Genomic DNA, 16,716 nt, shown 5'->3' with positions numbered 1-16,716 from the left:
CAGTCGCTTTCTGACGGACAAAGTCCGTGACAACCGAGTTCTTCACGGACTTTGTCCGTCAGAACGTCGGGGCGGCGCCGGATGGGGCGCCCCGCTAGCCTGGTGAAACCCGCCCCCGACGACGAAGGACCACCCGTGACCGCACCACTTCGAGTCGGGGTCATGCTCCCCCGCGACCTCCACCACACCCGCGTGCTGGAGTTCGCGCGGCGCGCCGAGGAGCTCGGCTTCGACGAGCTGTGGGTGGTCGAAGACCTCGGGTTCCGGGGCGGCATGGCGCAGGCGGCTGCCGTGCTGGCGGTGACGACGCGCATCCGTGTGGGCATCGGCATTCTGCCCGCCGCCGCGCGCAACGTGGCGTTCGAGGCAATGGAGATCGCCACCCTCGCCCAGCTCTTCCCCGGCCGCCTCGACGTCGGCATCGGCCACGGCATGCCCGCCTGGATGCGATCCGTCGGCGCCTGGCCCACCCGCCCCCTCCGCTACCTCAGCGACCACACCACCGCCCTCCGCTCCCTCCTCCGCGGCACCCGCGTCGGCTCGCCGCCCCCGCCCACTGGCGAGGCCCCGGATGCTGCGGCCGGCCGCCCCGCCAACGCCCCGGCCGCTGTGGTCGGCTCCGCCGCCACCACCGGCCTCGATGCTGCGGCCGTCCACCAGGCGAACCCGGGGACGGGGGCATCGCCAGCTCGACCGGGCGGCACCGCCAGCCCCGGTCAGCGACCCGGCCCGGTCGCCGGGCTGCAGGGGGTGGGGCTGGAGCCGAGTTCGGTGCCTGAGGTGGTTCCGCCGGTGCTGCTCGGGGTGCGGGGGCCGAAGTCGCTCGCGCTGTCGGGGCGGGTGGCCGACGGCACGGTGCTGGCCGAGCCGACCACGCCCGAGTACGCGCGGGCGGCGCTCGAGGCGATCTCCGCATCCGGACCCCACGCGCTGGTTGCCTACAACGTGGCGGCGGTCGCCGACGACACCGCGGCGGCGCTCGAGCTCGCCCGCCCGGGGCTCGAGTACGTGGGCGACTCGGGCTGGGCCCCCCACATCGCACCCCTCGACTTCGCCGCGGATTTCGCCGCGCTCCGCGCCCGCTTCTCCGACGACGACCGCGCCGGCTTCGCCGCCGCCCTCCCCGACGAGTGGGTGGCCCGCCTCGCGCTCGCGGGTACCCCCGCCGAGGTCCGCGCCCGCCACACCGAACTCGCCGAGGCGGGCGTCACGAGCTCGGTGCTCATCCCCGTGGGCACCGACACCTTCGCTGCCCTCGAGTCCCTGTCCCTCATCCTCCCCTGAGGGTGGGCAGGGCCCCTGGCATCCACCCGTCACAATCCGCGCTTTGAGGGCGCTGAGAGGGCGGATCGTGACGGGTCGATCACGGGCCGCGGATGCTCGCCCCTCGACCGGGCGCAAAGTGCCCCCTCCCGGGGTCTGAGCGGGCACTTCGCGCTCACTCGATGCGGGGGGTGTGCGCGGAGGCCCGGCAACCGAGCGGGCACGAAGCGCCGCCACCCCGGTACCGAGGGGGCACGTCGCGCTCACTCGACGGCGCGAGCGGGCTCGGGGCGCCGGCACTCGAGCAGGCGCAAAGTGCCGTCTCCGGGGTGCCGAGGGGGCACTTCGCGCTCACTCGATGCCCGCGGGCCGCGCGCTACGCGCCCACGCGCTCCGCGGCGGCCACGGCCGCCGGCGCGACCGCGCGGGGCACGAGCCGCTCGAGCTGCGTGACGTGCGACGGGTTGAGCTCCTCGAGCGAGTTCACGCCGAGCAACCGCATGGTGCGGGTGACCTGCTCGCCGAGGATCGCGATCATCCGATCCACACCCTCGCGCCCGCCCGCCATGAGCCCGTAGAGGTACGCCCGCCCGACCAGCGTGAACCGCGCCCCGAGCGCGACCGACGCCACGATGTCGGCGCCCGACATGATGCCGGTGTCGAGGTGCACCTCGTAGTCCTTGCCGAACTCGCGTGCCACGTCCGGCAGCAGGTGGAAGGGGATGGGGGCCCGGTCGAGCTGCCGCCCGCCGTGGTTCGACAGGGTGATGCCGTCGACACCGAGCTCGGCGAGCCGGCGCGCATCCGACATCGACTGCACACCCTTGACGACGAGTTTGCCGGGCCACTGGGCCTTGATCCACTCGAGATCCTCGAAGGTCACCGTCGGATCGAACATCGAGTCGAGCAGCTCCCCCACCGTTCCCGACCAGCGGTCGAGCGAGGCGAAGGAGAGCGGCTCGGTGGTGAGGAAGTTGATCCACCAGGCGGGCCGCGGCAGCGCGTTGATGACCGTGCCGGGCGTCAGCTGCGGCGGGATGGAGAACCCGTTGCGCTTGTCGCGCAGCCGCGCCCCCGCGACGGGCACGTCGACGGTGACGAGCAGCGTGTCGAACCCGGCGGCCGCCGCCCGTTCGACGAGCGCCATCGACCGCGGCCGGTCCTTCCACATGTACAGCTGGAACCAGTTGCGGCCAGTGGGGTTCGCCGCCTTCACGTCTTCGATCGCGGTCGTGCCCATGGTCGACAGCGAGAACGGGATGCCCGCCGCACCGGCAGCACCGGCCCCCGCGATCTCGCCCTCGGTCTGCATCATGCGCGTGAAACCGGTCGGGGCGATGCCGAAGGGCATCGAGACGGGGGCGCCGAGCACGTCCCACCCGGTCGATACCGTCGACACGTCGCGGAGGATCGCCGGGTTGAACTGGATGTCCTCGAACGCCTGCCGCGCGCGCGCCAGCGACAGCTCGGCCTCGGCCGCACCCTCGGTGTAGTCGAAGGCGGCCTTCGGCGTGCGGCGCTTCGCGATGGACCGCAGGTCGTAGATGGTGAGCGCCGAGTCGAGCCTGCGCTTCTTCGCATCGAGCTCGGGCTTCTTGAACTGCATCAGGGGCGCGAGGTCTCTGATCTTCGGGATGCGGCGCTGAACCATGGGGATCCTGTCGGTCGGTGGGGGTGGTCTGGGTTGGAGAGTCTTGTGGGAGCGAGGTGGGGTGGGGCTCAGTGCGGGTGCGCTCGGGCCTCGCTCGTCTCGTGGTGGTAGTGCTCGATGTGATCCCGGATGCGCGTGCGGGCAGCATCCGCATCGCCCGCTTCGATCGCCGCGACGATCGCACGGTGCTCGGCCTTCAGCCGCTCGGCGGTGGCGGGCCACGACGGCAGGAAGGCCGCCCCCACCCGCACGTACGCCTCGATGGAGTCGCGCAACCCGGTCATCATCGACGCGATCACCTCGTTGCCCGAGGCCACCGCGAGCGCCCGATGGAACGCCTGATCGAGCGTGAGGAACTCGTCGCGCTCGAGCACCCAGTCGGGCGCCCCTCCCCCGGGCCGCTCCATCGCCGCGAGCAACTCCCGCGCGGGCCCGAGCTCCGGCGCGCCCTCCGCCGCCGATCGAGTGGGCGCAGGATGCCCCTTCCCGGCCCCCGAGGCGGCACTTCGCGCCAACTCGGTGGCTGCGCCGGGCGATCCACCCGTCACGATCCGCCCCGTCCCGGCACCTGAGAGGGCGGATTGTGACGGTTCGACCGCTGGCCCGTCTACCGATCGAGTGGGCGCAAGGTGCCCCGTCCCGGCGCCCGAGGCGGCACTTCGCGCCATCTCGGCGGATGCGAGCCCGGGCACCACGGCCACCGCGGCCGCGGGGGCCGCGGCGAACGCGCGGGCGAGTTCCTCGGCCACGGCCGACTCGAGCACGACGCGGGTCTTCACCACGTCCTCCACCGCGAACCCGCTCGCCGCGACCTGCAGGCGCACGAGCGCGGCCATGCCCCCTGAGGGCCGCGCGATGATGACGGCGCCCGAGCTCGGCCCCGACCCCGTCTGCGTGCGGATCAGCCCGAGCACCTCCAGCACCCGCAACGCCTCCCGCACCGACGACCGCCCGACCCCGAGGTCGGCGGCGAGCGTGCGCTCCGAGGGCAGATGCTCCCCGGGCTTGAGCGCCCCCGACACGAGCTCCGACTCGATGTGCCGCAGCACGACCTCCCACGCCCGAGCCGTGTCGACGCGAGCGACGGATGCGTCGGCGGCGCGCGCCTCTGCGGTCATGAGCCGCCCTCCTCTCGTCGCAGAGCATCCGGATGCTGTGGTCAGGCCATGTGGTCAGACCACACTCTACCAAAGAAGACCCCGATGACCCAGGCCACGTTCTCAAGAGCGCCAGGGTGCCTCGTGTGCCGCCGCAGGTCAGCGAGCCGTCGCCTCCGGCGGCGCCGCCTCGCCACGGGATAGGGCGCCGTGCCGATACCACCGGGGTGACACCGCGTGCGGCAGGGCCGCGCGCACCCGCCGTGGCGCCACCCCCGTCGGCCCGGCGCGCCTCAGCCCGCCGTCGGGGTGTAGGTGACGAGGGGGAACGCGCGCGCCACGAGGGCGCGGAGCGCCTCGAGCGAGGTCGACGAGTCGACCATGCCCTGGGCCCGCGCCTGCACGAGCACGTTGCCGATGGCGGTCGCCTCGACTGGGCCGGCCACAACCGGCAGCCCCGTGCGATCGGCGGTGAGCTGGCAGAGCAGCGCGTTCTGCGACCCGCCCCCGACCACGTGCACGGTGTCGACGCGCCGACCCGAGAGTTCCGAGGCCTGCCGCAGCGACGAGGCGTAGGCCGCCGCCAGGCTCTCGAGGATGCTCCGCACCACCTCAGCCCGACTCCCCGGCACCGCGAGCCCTCGCTCCGCACACCACGCGGCGATGCGCCCCGGCATGTCGCCCGGAGCGATGAACACCGGGTCGCCCGCGTCGAACACGGGCATCGGCGCGGTGACCGCCGCAGCCTGCGCGAGCAGCGTCGGCAGGTCGATGCTCTCGCCCGAGCCCGACTCGCGCTCCCAGGTGCGCACCGACTCCGACAGCAGCCACAGCCCCGACACGTTCTGCAGGAACCGGATGCGCCCGTCGACCCCACCCTCGTTCGTGAAGTTCGCGGCACGCGCGGCCTCCGACACCACGGGCCGGTCGAGCTCGACGCCCACCAGCGACCACGTGCCGCTCGAGATGTACGCGACGTTCTCGGTGGCGGCGGGCACGGCCACGACGGCGGATGCGGTGTCGTGCGACCCGACGGCCGTCACGGGAAGCGACGAGCCACTCATCCCGATCTCGGCAGCGACGCCCGGCAGCAGCGTCCCGATCGTCGCCCCCGGATGCACGAGCGGCGGAAACACTCCCCGCGGGTACCCGAGGCGGCCGATGAGCGCGTCGTCCCACTGCCCCGTCGTCACGTTCACGAGCCCGGTCGTCGACGCATTGGTCGCCTCGGCCCGCCGCGCGCCGGTGAGCCAGAACGCCAGCAGGTCGGGCACGAGCAGCATCGTGTCGGCGCGCTCGAGCCAGCCGCCGTCCTTCTCGGCGGCCAGCTGGTACAGCGTGTTGAACGGCAGGAACTGCAGCCCGTTCACCCCGTAGAGCTCGTCGAACCCGGCGACCCCGTGCACGAGGTCGACACCGCGGGAGGTGCGGTCGTCGCGGTAGTGGAAGGGGGTGCCGAGCATCCGGTCGCCGTCGAGGAGGGCGTAGTCGACGGCCCAGGAGTCGATGCCGATGCTGCGGAGCCCGGGCTCCTCGCGCACGGCCGAGCCGAGTCCGGCGACGACGTTGCGGTACAGCTCGAGGATGTTCCAGTGCAACCCGTCCACCGTGCGCACCGGCTGGTTCGGGAACCGCGCCACCGGCACCAGCCGCAGCTCGTCGTGCCCGAGGTACCCGAGCATCACCCGCCCGCTGGTCGCCCCGAGGTCGACCGCGGCCACCGCATCCGTCATCGCGTCGCCTAGCGCAGGAACGCGGCGGCGACGCCGGCGTCGACGGGGATGTGCAGGCCGGTGGTGTGGGTGAGGTCGGAGCCCGTGAGCACCGCCACCGCGTTCGCCACGTGGTCGGGCAGCACCTCGCGCTTCAGCAGCGTGCGCTGAGCGTAGTAGGCGCCGAGCTCCTCCTCAGGCACTCCGTACACGGCGGCACGCTTCGCGCCCCAACCCCCGGCGAAGATGCCCGAGCCGCGCACGACCCCGTCGGGGTTGATGCCGTTCACCTTCACCCCGTACTCGCCGAGCTCGGCGGCGAGCAGCCGCACCTGGTGCGCCTGGTCGGCCTTGGTCGCCGAGTAGGCGATGTTGTTGGGGCCCGCGAACACGGAGTTCTTCGACGAGATGTAGACGATGTCGCCGCCGAGGTCTTGCTCGATGAGCACGCGCGCCGCCGCCTTCGACACCAGGAACGAGCCCTTCGCCATGACGTCGTGCTGCAGATCCCAATCGGCTTCGGTGGTCTCGAGCAGGGGCTTCGAGATCGACAGGCCGGCGTTGTTGACGACGAGGTCGAGTCCGCCGAACTGCAGCAGGGCGGCCCGGATGCCCGCCTCGATGTCGGCCTCGCTCGTCACGTTCGCCTGCACGCCGATGGCGACATCCGTTCCGCCGAGTTCGGCGGCCGCCGCCTGGGCCTTCTCCAGGTCGAGGTCGGCGATAACCACGCAGGCGCCCTCGGCGGCGAGCCGCGTGGCGATGGCCTTCCCGATGCCCGAGGCGGCACCCGTGACGAGCGCGATGCGGGTGGCGTGCGACTTTGGCTTCGGCATGCGCTGCAGCTTCGCCTCCTCGAGCGCCCAGTACTCGATGCGGAACTTCTCGGCCTCGTCGATGGGCGCGTAGGTCGACAGCGCCTCGGCCCCGCGCATCACGTTGATGGCGTTGATGTAGAACTCGCCGGCGACCCGCGCCGTCTGCTTGTTGGCCCCGTACGAGAACATGCCGACACCCGGCACGAGCACGATCGCCGGGTCGGCACCGCGCAACGCGGGGCTGTCGGCGTCGGCGTGCCGGTCGTAGTAGGCCTGGTAGTCGGCGCGGTACTCCTCGTGCAGTTCCTTGAGGCGCGCGATCGAGTCGTCGACGGATGCGTCGGCCGGCAGGTCGAGCACCAGCGGCTTCACCTTGGTGCGCAGGAAGTGGTCGGGGCAGCTCGTGCCGAGGGCGGCGAGACGCGGATGCTCGGCCGACGCCAGGAAGTCGAGCACGACCTCGGCGTCGGTGAACGAGCCGACCTGCGCCTTGTCGGTCGAGGCGAGGCCGCGGATGGTGGGGGCGAGGGCGGCGGCCTTGGCGCGGCGCTCGGCCTCGGGCAGCGCGCCGTAGCCGTCGAGGGCCGGGCCGAAGGGCTCGGTGCGGCCGTGCTCGGCGATGTAGGCGGCGGCGGTGTCGATGATCCAGAGCGAGTTGCGCTCCGACTCCTCGCTCGTGTCTCCCCACGCGGTGATGCCGTGGCCGCCCAGGATGCAGCCCACCGCATCCGGGTTCGATGCCTTGATGGCGGCGATGTCGAGGCCGAGCTGGAAGCCGGGGCGGCGCCACGGCACCCACACGACCTTGTCGCCGAAGATCTTCTGGGTGAGCTCCTCGCCGTCGGCCGCCGTGGCGATGGCGATGCCCGAGTCGGGGTGCAGGTGGTCGACGTGGGCGGCGTCGACGAGGCCGTGCATGGCGGTGTCGATGCTGGGGGCGGCGCCGCCTTTGCCGAAGAGGGTGTGGTCGAAGGCGGCGACCATCTCGTCTTCGCGGTCGACTCCGGGGTAGACGTTCTGGAGTGCGCGGAGGCGGTCGACGCGCAGCACGGCGAGGCCCGCCTCGGTGAGGGTGCCGAGGTCGCCGCCCGAGCCCTTCACCCACATCAGCTCGACGGGCTCGCCGGTGACGGGATCGATCTCGGTGCCCTTGGCACTCGTGTTGCCGCCGGCGTAGTTGGTGTTCTTCGGGTCGGATCCGAGGCGATTCGACCGGGCGATGAGATCGGATGCTGCGGGGGAGGTCATGGATGCTCCGTTGCGTTCGTGTGAGCTGATGTGAACTTCACAAAACCTAACAGGCGTGTGTGCAGCCGTCAATGCGCACGGCCGGGCTCCCGGCGGGATCAGCGCAGTTCGACGAGGGGGCGGAGGGGGTCGAGGAGAGGGTCGGCGGGGTCGAGCTCGGTGACGACGATGTCGATGGAGCTCCACGGCAGGCCGGCGGCGGTGGCGTGCTGGCCGAGCTTGGCGGAGGTGATGAGGAGCACGGTCTCACGGGCGGCTCGGGCCATCTCGCGCTTGACCTGGCCTTCTTCGACGATGGTCTCGCTGGTGCCGCGCTCGAGGTCGGCGGCCGAGGCCGAGGTGAAGAAGCGGTCGTAGTTGAACAGGGCGGCGGCGGCGCAGGCCACCGGGCCCACGAAGCTGTCGGTGCGGGGTTCGAGTTCTCCACCGAGCAGCACCGCTCGCGCGCCGTGCACAGATCGGGCGCGGGCATGGTTGTGGGCGGAGTTCGTGGCTATGACGAGGTCGGTCACGCTGCGCACCTGGGCGAGCAGGTGCGCCGACGTCGAGGAGGCGTCGAGCGCGATGGCGCCGCTCGCCGGCACCAGGTCGGCGGCCTTGCGGGCGATCTCGCTCTTCGCGAGGTCGTCGACGGCCTGCCGCTCGTCGAACGACTGCGCCTTCACCGTGGCCACGGCTCCCCCGCGCACCCGCACCACGACACCCTCGCGCTCGAGTGCCTCGAGATCGCGCCGCACCGTCATCGTCGACACCCCGAGCTCGGCCGCCGCCTCCTCGAGCCGGATCACCCCGTGCTCCTCCAGCCGCCCGAGCAACAGCTCCCGCCGCTCCGCCCCGATCACCGCCGCCATCCACCGCCCCTCTCCGCCCGCACCCGCGCGCACCACTCCACCTACCGCAGACGGTACCGGATGCGCGCCCCACCCGCCGCGCGGGCCGCAGCCCGCAGCACACACGGGCCGCCGCCACCAGCGCGCGGGCGGCGGCGTGAACGCACGCGGCCGCCCGCGGGCGAGGCGGCGGCCGCTCACCGCGGGCCGAGCCGCCGCCAGCGGCAGCCCACCCCGCGCATCCGCCAGCCGGTAGGCGCCGCCCGGAGCGCGCCACCCGACGCGCGCTCAGCGCGGGGCGAGCCGTGACCAGCGGCAGCCCGCGGCGCGGGGAAGGGGATTCCGCCGTGCACCCACCACGACGCACGGCGGAAACCGGGGGCCGGGCGCTACGCGCCCCAGCCGGCCTGCACGCCGTCGGCGCGCTCGGCCACGATCTTCTCCTGGTAGCCCGAGGCCTTGAACGCGGCGATCGGGTCGGCGGGCAGCCCGCGCGACTCGCGCCACGAGGCGAGAGCGGGGCGCACGTCGGTATAGAACGCGTCCATGAGGATGGCGTTCGCCCCCAGCACGTCGTTCTCGTTCTGCGCGGCGAGCAGGGCGGGGCGGTCGACGAGCAGCGCCCGCGCCGTCATCTCCTGCACGTTGAGCACGCTTCGCAGCTGCCCCACGATCTTCTCCTCGACGTTGTGGCACTGGTCGAGCATGAACGCGACGGGCGAGCCCACGTCGTAGCCACCCCCGCGCACCACCTCGAACAGGATGCGGAACAACTGGAACGGGTCGGCCGCCCCCACGATGAGGTCGTCGTCGGCGTAGAACCGCGAGTTGAAGTCGAACGAGCCGAGCTTTCCGAGCCGCAGCAGCTGCGCCACGATGAACTCGATGTTGGTACCCGGCGCGTGGTGGCCGGTATCCAGGCACGTGAGGGCCTTCGGCCCCAGCGCGTTGACGTGAGCGAACGAGGTACCCCAGTCGGGAACGTCGGTGTGGTAGAACGCCGGCTCGAAGAACTTGTACTCGAGCACGAGCCGCTGCGACTCACCGAGCGCGTCGTAGATCTCGCGCAGCGACTCGGCGAGCCAGTCCTGCCGCGACCGGATGTCGCCCTGCCCCGGGTAGTTCGTCCCGTCGGCGAGCCAGATCTTGAGATCTTGCGAGCCCGTCTGGTGCATGATCTCGATGCATTCCAGGTGGTGGTCGATGGCCTGCCGGCGCACCGCGGCATCCGACGAGGTGAGCGAGCCGAACTTGTAGACGTCGCTCTGGAAGGTGTTCGAGTTCACCGTGCCGAGCTCGACGCCCTGGTCGTTCGCGAAGGCGCGGAGGGCCGCGTAGTCGTCGACCTTGTCCCACGGGATGTGGATGGCCACCTTGGGCGCGAGCCCGGAGTACTTGTTCACCTGCGCGGCGTCGGCGATCTTCTCCTCGGGCGTGCGCGGCGTGCCGGGGGTGCCGAACACCTTGAAGCGCGTGCCGGAGTTGCCGAACGCCCAGGAGGGCAGCTCGATGGCCTGCCGCTCGAGGTCGGCGGCGATGTCGGTGAAGGTCACCATGATGTTCTCGTTTCGTCGGGGAGGGTGGTTCAGATGTCGGATGCGGGCAACTGGTCTTCGAGGTGGAACACCTCGGTCAACCGCAGAAAGCCGGTGTCGGGCGCCCCGTCGAGCTCGACGAAGAACTCCCCCATCTCGGCCTGCCATCGGGCGTTGACCTCGGTCTCGCCCATGGCGGCCTGCGCGGCCTCGAGCGACGCCGTCTCGAAGTAGCCGATGAGCAGGCCGTCGGGACGGAGGAAGAGGGAGTAGTTGTTCCAGCCCGATTCCTTGAGGGCCGTGGCCATCTCGGGCCAGATCGCGGCGTGCCGCGCGGTGTACTCCTCGAGGCGGTCGGGCTTGACCTGAAGTTGGAAGCACACGCGCTCGCTCACCGGTTCCTCCTGTTGACCTCGGTGTCATTGAATCGTTTTACCGCTTGCCTGCCGAGAGTACGTGATGCCCGCGCCGATCGTCAAGCACGAAGCATCCGGCCCGCCCGATATCCTGGTGAAACGTTCAAGGAACGCGACCGTCCAGCATCGAGAGGGGGCGTGATGGCCACCGCCAACGTGCGCGACGTCGCCGCCCTCGCCAAGGTGTCGGTGGGCACGGTCTCGAACGTGCTCAACCGCTCGAAGCCCGTCGCGCCCGACACCGAACGTCGCGTGCTCGACGCCATCGACAAGCTCGGCTTCGTGCGCAACGACGCCGCCCGGCAGCTGCGCATGGGCCGCAGCCGCACCGTCGGGTTCATGGTGCTCGACGTCGCCAACCCGTTCTTCACCGATGTCGCCCGCGGCGCCGAAGACACCCTCGCGCCGCTCGGCCGCCCCCTCGTGCTCGGCAACAGCGGCGACGCCCTCGACCGCGAGCTCGCCTACCTCGACCTCTTCGAGGAGCAACGCGTCGCCGGCCTCCTCATCACCCCCGTCGGCCAGGTGCACGGGCGCCTCATGCGCCTCCGCGAACGCGGGTCGCCCGTCGTGCTCGTCGACCGCCACGACCACGGCCGCTCGTTCAGCTCGGTCTCGGTCGACGACCAGCGCGGCGGGGAGCTCGCCGCCACCCACCTGCTCGACCTCGGGCGCACCCGCCTGGCCTTCCTCGGGGGCCCGGCGAGCATCCTGCAGGTCGAGCAGCGTGCCCGAGGAGCAGCGGATGCGGTGCGCACGCAGGCGGGTGAGGCCACTCTGCGGGTGCTCGAGCAGGAGACGATGAACGCCGAGGGCGGACGAGCCGGGGCGGAGCGCCTGCTGGCACTACCCGCATCCGAACGCCCCGACGCGATCTTCGCCGCGAACGACCTCATGGCGCTCGGCGTGCTGCAGGCGCTCACCTTCGCCGGAGTGCGCGTGCCCGACGACATCGCCCTCATCGGCTACGACGACATCTTCTACGCGGCGACCGCTGCCGTCCCCCTCTCCTCGGTGCGCCAACCCGCCCGCGAGATGGGCCGCACCGCCGCCGACCTCCTCCTCCACGAGATCGACGCCCCCTCCCCACCCACCGAGTACCGCCACATCACCTTCACCCCCGAGCTCATCATCCGCGACTCCACCGCGGGCCGCCCCGCCTGACGCGCATCGAGTGAGCGCAAAACGCCCCCTCCCGTGGGCAGAGGGGGCGTTTCGTGCTCTCTCGCGTGGGCCGAGGGGGCGTGTCGCGCTCTCTCGATGGAGCCGCGGGTCAGCGCGCGGTGTACCCGCCGTCGAGGGGCAGGTTCACGCCCGTCACCCACGCGGCCTCGTCGGAGGCGAGGTACAGCACCGCGTACGCCACCTCCACGGGCCGGCCGAGGCGGCGGATCGACTGGTTCGCCGTCATCATCTCCTCGTACGCGGGCAGCCCGCCCGGGTACTCGGCGGCGATGCCCTCGACGAGCGGCGTGAGCACGGTCGACGGGTGCACCGAGTTCACGCGGATGCCGTACCGCCCGTACGACGCCGCATCCTGCTTCGTCTGCATCGTCACCGCGCCCTTGGCCACGTGGTAGGGGGTGAACTCGTCGTTGCCGATGAGCCCGTAGATCGACGAGAAGTTCACGATCGACCCACCCCCGCGCTCGATGAGGTGCGGCACCGCGTGCTTGGTGGCGAAGAACACGCCCTTCACGTCGACGGCGAACAGCGCGTCCCACTCCTCCTCGGTCACCTCGTGCGTGGGCTTGTCGACGCCGATGATGCCGGCGCAGTTCACCAGCACGTCGAGCCCGCCGAAGCGGTCGACCGCAGAGGAGACGGCGGATGCGACACTCGCCTCCCGAGACACGTCCATCTCGTAGAACTCGGCGACACCGCCCGCAGACGTGATCGACGACACCACCGACTCCCCGAGTGAGGCGTTGAAGTCGGTCACCGCCACCGAGGCGCCCTCGGCGGCGAAGAGCTCGGCCGTGGCCGCGCCCATGCCGGAGGCACCCCCGGTGATGAGCGCGACCTTGCCCTCGAGCCGCCCCGTCACGCCGACGCCCCCGCGGTCTCCCGCGAAGCCGAGGAGGAGCCCGACGACCCCGCCGCGTCCGATGAAGACGACGACTCCGAAGCATCCGGCGCCCACAGCAGCGACGCGTAGCCCGACTCCTCGAGCTCCTTGCAGTGCTGCTGGTACACCTGCCCGCCACCCATGTACACCTGGAACTCCTCGGCCTTCCCGGGTACGTTCTCGCCCAGGAACCAGGCCTTCGCCTTCTTCCCCTCCGAGTACATCACCGTCGCCTTGCCCGTGCGCTCGGCCTCGGCGGCCCACCACTCCTCCGACTCGGGCGTGGCCTCGAACCGCTCGACACCGTTCGACTCAGCCCAGGCCAGCGCCCGCTGCAGCCACTGCGCGCCGAGCTGGATCGGCACGACGAGGTTCGAGTACGGCGTCTGCGGCCCGAGCGACATGAAGAAGTTCGGGAACCCGTTGGCGTTGATGCCGAGGTTCGACTTGAGGCCGTCCTCCTGCCACTTCTCACGCAGGGTGCGCCCGCCGCGGCCTTTGATGTCGATGTTCGTGAGCGTTCCGGTCATGGCGTCGAAGCCGGTGGCGAAGATGATGACGTCGAGCTCGTACTCGGTGTCGCCCACCTTGACGCCACGAGGCGTGATCTCCGTGATCGGCACCGACTCGGTGTCGATGAGGTGCACGTGCGGCAGGTTGAAGGTGTTGTAGTACCCGTGCCCGGTGGGCACGCGCTTGCCGTTGAACGAGTAGGTCGTCGGCGACAGCAGTTCAGCGGTAGCGGGGTCCTTCACGATCTCGCGGATCTTCGAGCGAATGAACTCCGACGCCAGCTCCGACGCCTCGTGGTTCGTGGCGAGGTCGTTGAAGCACTCGTTGGCGAAGTGGAACCCGCCCTCGTTCCACTTCGACTCGAAGATCTCCCGGCGCTTCTCATCGGAGACTTCGAGGGCCGAGAACTCCGCCGGCTCCATGGCCACGCCGAACGGATGCGCGGCGGCTTTCGCGTAGATCTCGTCGTAGTGCTCGCGCGTGTACTGCATCTCCTCGGTGGAGACCGCGTCGTTGTTGGTCTCGACGATGAAGTTCGGGGTGCGTTGGAAGACGAAGAACTCGTCGACCTCGGGGGCGATGACGGGGACGATCTGGATGCCGGAGGCGCCGAGCCCGATGAGGCCCACCTTCTTGCCCGAGAGGTCGACGCCCTCGCGCGGCCAGTGCGCGGTGTGGTATTTCTCGCCCCGGAAGGTGTCGATGCCGGGGATGTCGGGGTAGATCGCCTGCGACAGCACGCCCATGCCGCTCACCAGGTACTTCGTGGTGAGCGTCGATCCGTCGGCGAACGACACCGTCCACAGGTTCGCGTCCTCGTCGTACTCTGCCGAGTCGACCCGGGCGTTCAGCCTGATGTCCTTCCGAAGGTCGAGACGGTCGGCCACGAAGTTGAGGTACGAGAGCACCTCGGCACCGGCGGGGTAGCGCTGCGTCCAGGTCCACTCCTCGCGCACCTCCTTCGAGAACGAGAAGGAGTAGTAGCTGAACTCGCTGTCGGTGCGCACGCCCGGGTAGCGGTTCACCCACCAGGTGCCGCCGATGCCGTCTTCGCCGTCGACGACGAGCGTCTTCAGCCCGATCTCGCGCAGGTGGTGGAGGAGGGCGAGGCCGGAGAAGCCGGCCCCGATGACCACGGCATCGTAGTCACGGGTGGTGTCGGTCATGTCGGTGTTCCTTTCAGGTGGTGCTCAGGTGGTGCGACGAAGTGACGTGCGGTGAGCGGATGCTCGGGTTCGGATGAGCGGATGCTCGGTTTCAGTGGGCGCGATACCAGGCGGCGATCGCCTCGATCGACTCGTCGGCGGGCCCGTGGTTCCCGGCCTGCAGCGGGTACACGTGCTGCTGGCCCTCACCGATGTCGAAGGTGACGTCGACCCCGGCGACGCGAGCCCGCGCATCCAGCCGCTGCGCGTCGTGGAAGAGCGACTCCGTGTCGGAGGCCGCGATGTAGAGGGGCGGGAAGCCCGTGAAGTCGGCGTAGAGCGGGTTCACCAGCGGGTCGGTGGGCGACGCCCCGCCCGAGAGGTACCGGTCGATGTTGCCCTGCAGGCCCTCGCGGGCGATGAGGAAGTCGGTGTCGTCGTTCGTCTCGATGGTCTCTCCCGAGTTCTCCATGTCGACCCAGGGCGAGACCGTGATGACGGCGCCGGGCAGCGGCCGCCCCTGGTCGCGCAGGCGGAGTGTCGTGGCGATGGCGATGGAGGCGCCCGCGCTGTCGCCGACGAACGCGATGTCGCCGGGCGCGACCCCCGACTCGAGCAGCGCGTCGAACACCGCAGTGGTGTCGTCGAGCTGCGCGGGGTACGGATGCTCGGGTGCGAGCCGGAAGTCGAGCACGAAGCCCTTCGCTCCGCACGCCTTCGCGATGTGGCCGGCGAGCTTGCGGTGGCTGGCCGAGGAGCCGAGCGCGAAGCCGCCTCCGTGCAGGAACAGCAGCGTCTTCGAGGTGTCGGCGTCGAGCGGCAGCACCTCGAGGCCCGGCACGCCGCCGATCGTCGTCGAGCGGTAGGTCACGCCCTCCGGCTCGGTGGTCGCCCGCTGCCAGTCCTCGAACACCCAGCGCATGAGCTGGAGGGACATCTCGGGGTTGGCCTGGAACTCCACCGTCCACTGCGCGTAGATCTCACCCAGCAGGTCGGTCGGCTGATTCGCTGACATGCGTTCTCCTCATCGTCGGGGACGACACCAGGATGAACGCGGCCGGGGGGCGCCCGAAACGCTTGTCTCAAAAAGACGCACTGCCGTCTCAGGGTGACCCGTTCGGCGTCTCGGTCAGCCCGGAGACTTCTTCTCACGCAGCAATGCCGAGCCCCTGCTCAACGACGAGAAACGAGGACTGACACCCATGTTCACCAAGAAGACACCGCTCATCGCACTCGGTGCGGTGACCCTGCTGGCACTGGCCGGCTGTTCCACCGGTTCGCTCTCCTCCGACGGTTCCGACGCCGGTTCCGGCTCCTCCACCGACTCGGCCACCGCATCCGAGGTCACCGTGGGCACCGTCGGCGTACAGGGCGACATTCAGGACATCTCGAACTTCTGCGGCGACAAAGACCTCACCGTCGCCCTCGCCGACGGCTTCGGCGGCAACTCCTGGCGCAAGATCACCCGCGCCATCTTCGAAGAAGAGGCCGCCAAGTGCCCCAACATCAAGAAAGTCCTCTACACGGATGCGCAGGGCGACACCCAGAAGGCCATCAGCGACATGAACTCGCTCGTCGCCCAGGGCGTCGACGTCATCGTCACCTTCGTCGACGGCGGTGAGGCGCTGCTGCCCACCATCCAGAAAGCGACGGATGCGGGCGTCAAGGTGGTGCCGTTCGTCGGCTCCCCCGGCGGCACGCCCGGCACCGACTACGTCGACTTCGTGTCGGAGGACATCAACACCTACGGCAAGAACCTCGCGGCCTGGACCATCGAGAAGATGGGCGGCAAGGGCAACCTGGTCATGCTCGGCGGCATCGCCGGCAACTCCTACTCGCAGGCCGTCTACGACGGCGTGCTGGAGGCCGTGAAGGAGAACCCCGACATCACGCTCCTCAACGAGGACGGCCCGGTCTCCACCGACTGGGAGCCCGGCAAGACCCAGCAGGTGGTCGCCGGTCTCATCACGAAGTACGGCGACATCGACGGCATCGTGGCCGACTACGGCGGAGGCTCCGTCGGCGGCATCCGCGCCTTCGAGGCCGCGGGCAAGCCCCTGCCGGTGTGGTCGGCGAACGACTCGAACGAGTTCGCCTGCCTCTGGTACCAGTACAAGGACTCGCAGCCGACCTACCAGATCGCCACGGAGTCGAGCCGCAACTGGGTCGTCACCGCAGCGCTGCACAAGGGTCTCGCCGCCGCGAACGGCCTGCCGAACGACGAGCCGTCGACCTACAACCTCGAGATCATCGAAGACTCGACCGACCCGGCCAAGCAGCCCAAGTGCGAGGCCGACCTGCCGCCGGACGCCATCCTCTCGTCGGGCCTCAGCGTCGACTCGCTGAAGAAGCTCTTCCAGTAGCGGCTCGGTTCCGCATCCGTTCGCCAGCAGCGACCCATACGACAAGCAAGGAGTCAC

At 70.6% G+C, this 16,716-nt stretch carries 13 protein-coding genes; 3 read left to right on the top strand and 10 right to left on the bottom strand.

The annotated features are described in order from the left end of the window. The first annotated feature begins 135 nt into the window (after positions 1 to 135). A complete protein-coding gene (locus tag HL652_RS02430; protein ID WP_371743553.1) occupies positions 136 to 1,284 on the top strand; it encodes an LLM class flavin-dependent oxidoreductase in 1,149 nt (382 codons plus the stop codon). Between the two features lie 355 nt (positions 1,285 to 1,639). On the opposite strand, the gene HL652_RS02425 is transcribed toward HL652_RS02430, so the two are convergent. From HL652_RS02425 to HL652_RS02390, 7 genes are all read right to left on the bottom strand, one after another. Beyond that, positions 1,640 to 2,914 carry an alpha-hydroxy acid oxidase gene (locus tag HL652_RS02425; protein WP_171703823.1) on the bottom strand — a complete coding sequence of 425 codons (1,275 nt, stop codon included), beginning with the start codon at positions 2,912 to 2,914 and terminating at the stop codon, positions 1,640 to 1,642. Positions 2,915 to 2,982: 68 nt separating this feature from the next. Then, entirely contained in the window at positions 2,983 to 4,032 is a 1,050-nt protein-coding gene (locus HL652_RS21950) for a FadR/GntR family transcriptional regulator (protein WP_305848742.1), read from the bottom strand. A gap of 272 nt (positions 4,033 to 4,304) precedes the next feature. Then, the gene (locus tag HL652_RS02410; protein WP_171703822.1) at positions 4,305 to 5,744 is read right to left on the bottom strand and encodes a rhamnulokinase; all 1,440 of its coding nucleotides are present in this window, start codon (positions 5,742 to 5,744) and stop codon (positions 4,305 to 4,307) included. A gap of 8 nt (positions 5,745 to 5,752) precedes the next feature. After that, positions 5,753 to 7,789, bottom strand: a complete 2,037-nt coding sequence (locus tag HL652_RS02405; RefSeq protein ID WP_171703821.1) for a bifunctional aldolase/short-chain dehydrogenase — start codon at positions 7,787 to 7,789, stop codon at positions 5,753 to 5,755. Positions 7,790 to 7,887: 98 nt separating this feature from the next. Further along, positions 7,888 to 8,640 carry a DeoR/GlpR family DNA-binding transcription regulator gene (locus tag HL652_RS02400; protein WP_171703820.1) on the bottom strand — a complete coding sequence of 251 codons (753 nt, stop codon included), beginning with the start codon at positions 8,638 to 8,640 and terminating at the stop codon, positions 7,888 to 7,890. A 368-nt stretch (positions 8,641 to 9,008) separates the two neighbouring features. Next, positions 9,009 to 10,175, bottom strand: coding sequence for an L-rhamnose isomerase (rhaI, locus tag HL652_RS02395; RefSeq protein ID WP_171703819.1), 1,167 nt, complete (start codon positions 10,173 to 10,175; stop codon positions 9,009 to 9,011). Between the two features lie 29 nt (positions 10,176 to 10,204). After that, the gene (locus HL652_RS02390; RefSeq protein WP_171703818.1) at positions 10,205 to 10,549 is read right to left on the bottom strand and encodes an L-rhamnose mutarotase; all 345 of its coding nucleotides are present in this window, start codon (positions 10,547 to 10,549) and stop codon (positions 10,205 to 10,207) included. Between the two features lie 162 nt (positions 10,550 to 10,711). Between HL652_RS02390 and HL652_RS02385 the strand changes: the two genes are divergently transcribed. Continuing rightward, positions 10,712 to 11,734 carry a LacI family DNA-binding transcriptional regulator gene (locus HL652_RS02385; protein WP_171703817.1) on the top strand — a complete coding sequence of 341 codons (1,023 nt, stop codon included), beginning with the start codon at positions 10,712 to 10,714 and terminating at the stop codon, positions 11,732 to 11,734. Positions 11,735 to 11,843: 109 nt separating this feature from the next. On the opposite strand, the gene HL652_RS02380 is transcribed toward HL652_RS02385, so the two are convergent. From HL652_RS02380 to HL652_RS02370, 3 genes are all read right to left on the bottom strand, one after another. Next, complete coding sequence (locus tag HL652_RS02380; RefSeq protein ID WP_216603972.1) at positions 11,844 to 12,617, bottom strand: SDR family NAD(P)-dependent oxidoreductase; 774 nt, start codon at positions 12,615 to 12,617, stop codon at positions 11,844 to 11,846. Next, positions 12,614 to 14,317, bottom strand: coding sequence for a flavin-containing monooxygenase (locus HL652_RS02375; protein ID WP_171703816.1), 1,704 nt, complete (start codon positions 14,315 to 14,317; stop codon positions 12,614 to 12,616). Before HL652_RS02375 ends, HL652_RS02380 begins: the two co-directional genes overlap by 4 nt. 91 nt (positions 14,318 to 14,408) lie before the next feature. After that, positions 14,409 to 15,311: an alpha/beta hydrolase gene (locus HL652_RS02370; RefSeq protein WP_171703815.1), complete on the bottom strand. Its 903-nt coding sequence runs from the start codon at positions 15,309 to 15,311 to the stop codon at positions 14,409 to 14,411. A gap of 187 nt (positions 15,312 to 15,498) precedes the next feature. Between HL652_RS02370 and HL652_RS02365 the strand changes: the two genes are divergently transcribed. Further along, on the top strand, positions 15,499 to 16,659 hold the full coding sequence (locus HL652_RS02365; protein ID WP_171703814.1) for an ABC transporter substrate-binding protein: 1,161 nt from the start codon (positions 15,499 to 15,501) through the stop codon (positions 16,657 to 16,659). The last annotated feature ends 57 nt before the right edge of the window (positions 16,660 to 16,716 follow it).

Origin of the sequence: Herbiconiux sp. SALV-R1, assembly GCF_013113715.1 — a bacterium.
In the GTDB taxonomy this organism is placed as follows: domain Bacteria; phylum Actinomycetota; class Actinomycetes; order Actinomycetales; family Microbacteriaceae; genus Herbiconiux.
This window is presented reverse-complemented; position numbering and strand designations above follow the sequence as displayed.

Coding starts and splice junctions, on each gene's coding strand:
- HL652_RS02425 (WP_171703823.1), bottom strand. CDS start 2,914: ATGGTTCAGCGCCGCATCCCGAAGATCAGAGACCTCGCGCCCCTGATG.
- HL652_RS21950 (WP_305848742.1), bottom strand. CDS start 4,032: ATGACCGCAGAGGCGCGCGCCGCCGACGCATCCGTCGCTCGCGTCGAC.
- HL652_RS02410 (WP_171703822.1), bottom strand. CDS start 5,744: ATGACGGATGCGGTGGCCGCGGTCGACCTCGGGGCGACCAGCGGGCGG.
- HL652_RS02405 (WP_171703821.1), bottom strand. CDS start 7,789: ATGACCTCCCCCGCAGCATCCGATCTCATCGCCCGGTCGAATCGCCTC.
- HL652_RS02400 (WP_171703820.1), bottom strand. CDS start 8,640: ATGGCGGCGGTGATCGGGGCGGAGCGGCGGGAGCTGTTGCTCGGGCGG.
- rhaI (WP_171703819.1), bottom strand. CDS start 10,175: ATGGTGACCTTCACCGACATCGCCGCCGACCTCGAGCGGCAGGCCATC.
- HL652_RS02385 (WP_171703817.1), top strand. CDS start 10,712: ATGGCCACCGCCAACGTGCGCGACGTCGCCGCCCTCGCCAAGGTGTCG.
- HL652_RS02375 (WP_171703816.1), bottom strand. CDS start 14,317: ATGACCGACACCACCCGTGACTACGATGCCGTGGTCATCGGGGCCGGC.
- HL652_RS02370 (WP_171703815.1), bottom strand. CDS start 15,311: ATGTCAGCGAATCAGCCGACCGACCTGCTGGGTGAGATCTACGCGCAG.
- HL652_RS02365 (WP_171703814.1), top strand. CDS start 15,499: ATGTTCACCAAGAAGACACCGCTCATCGCACTCGGTGCGGTGACCCTG.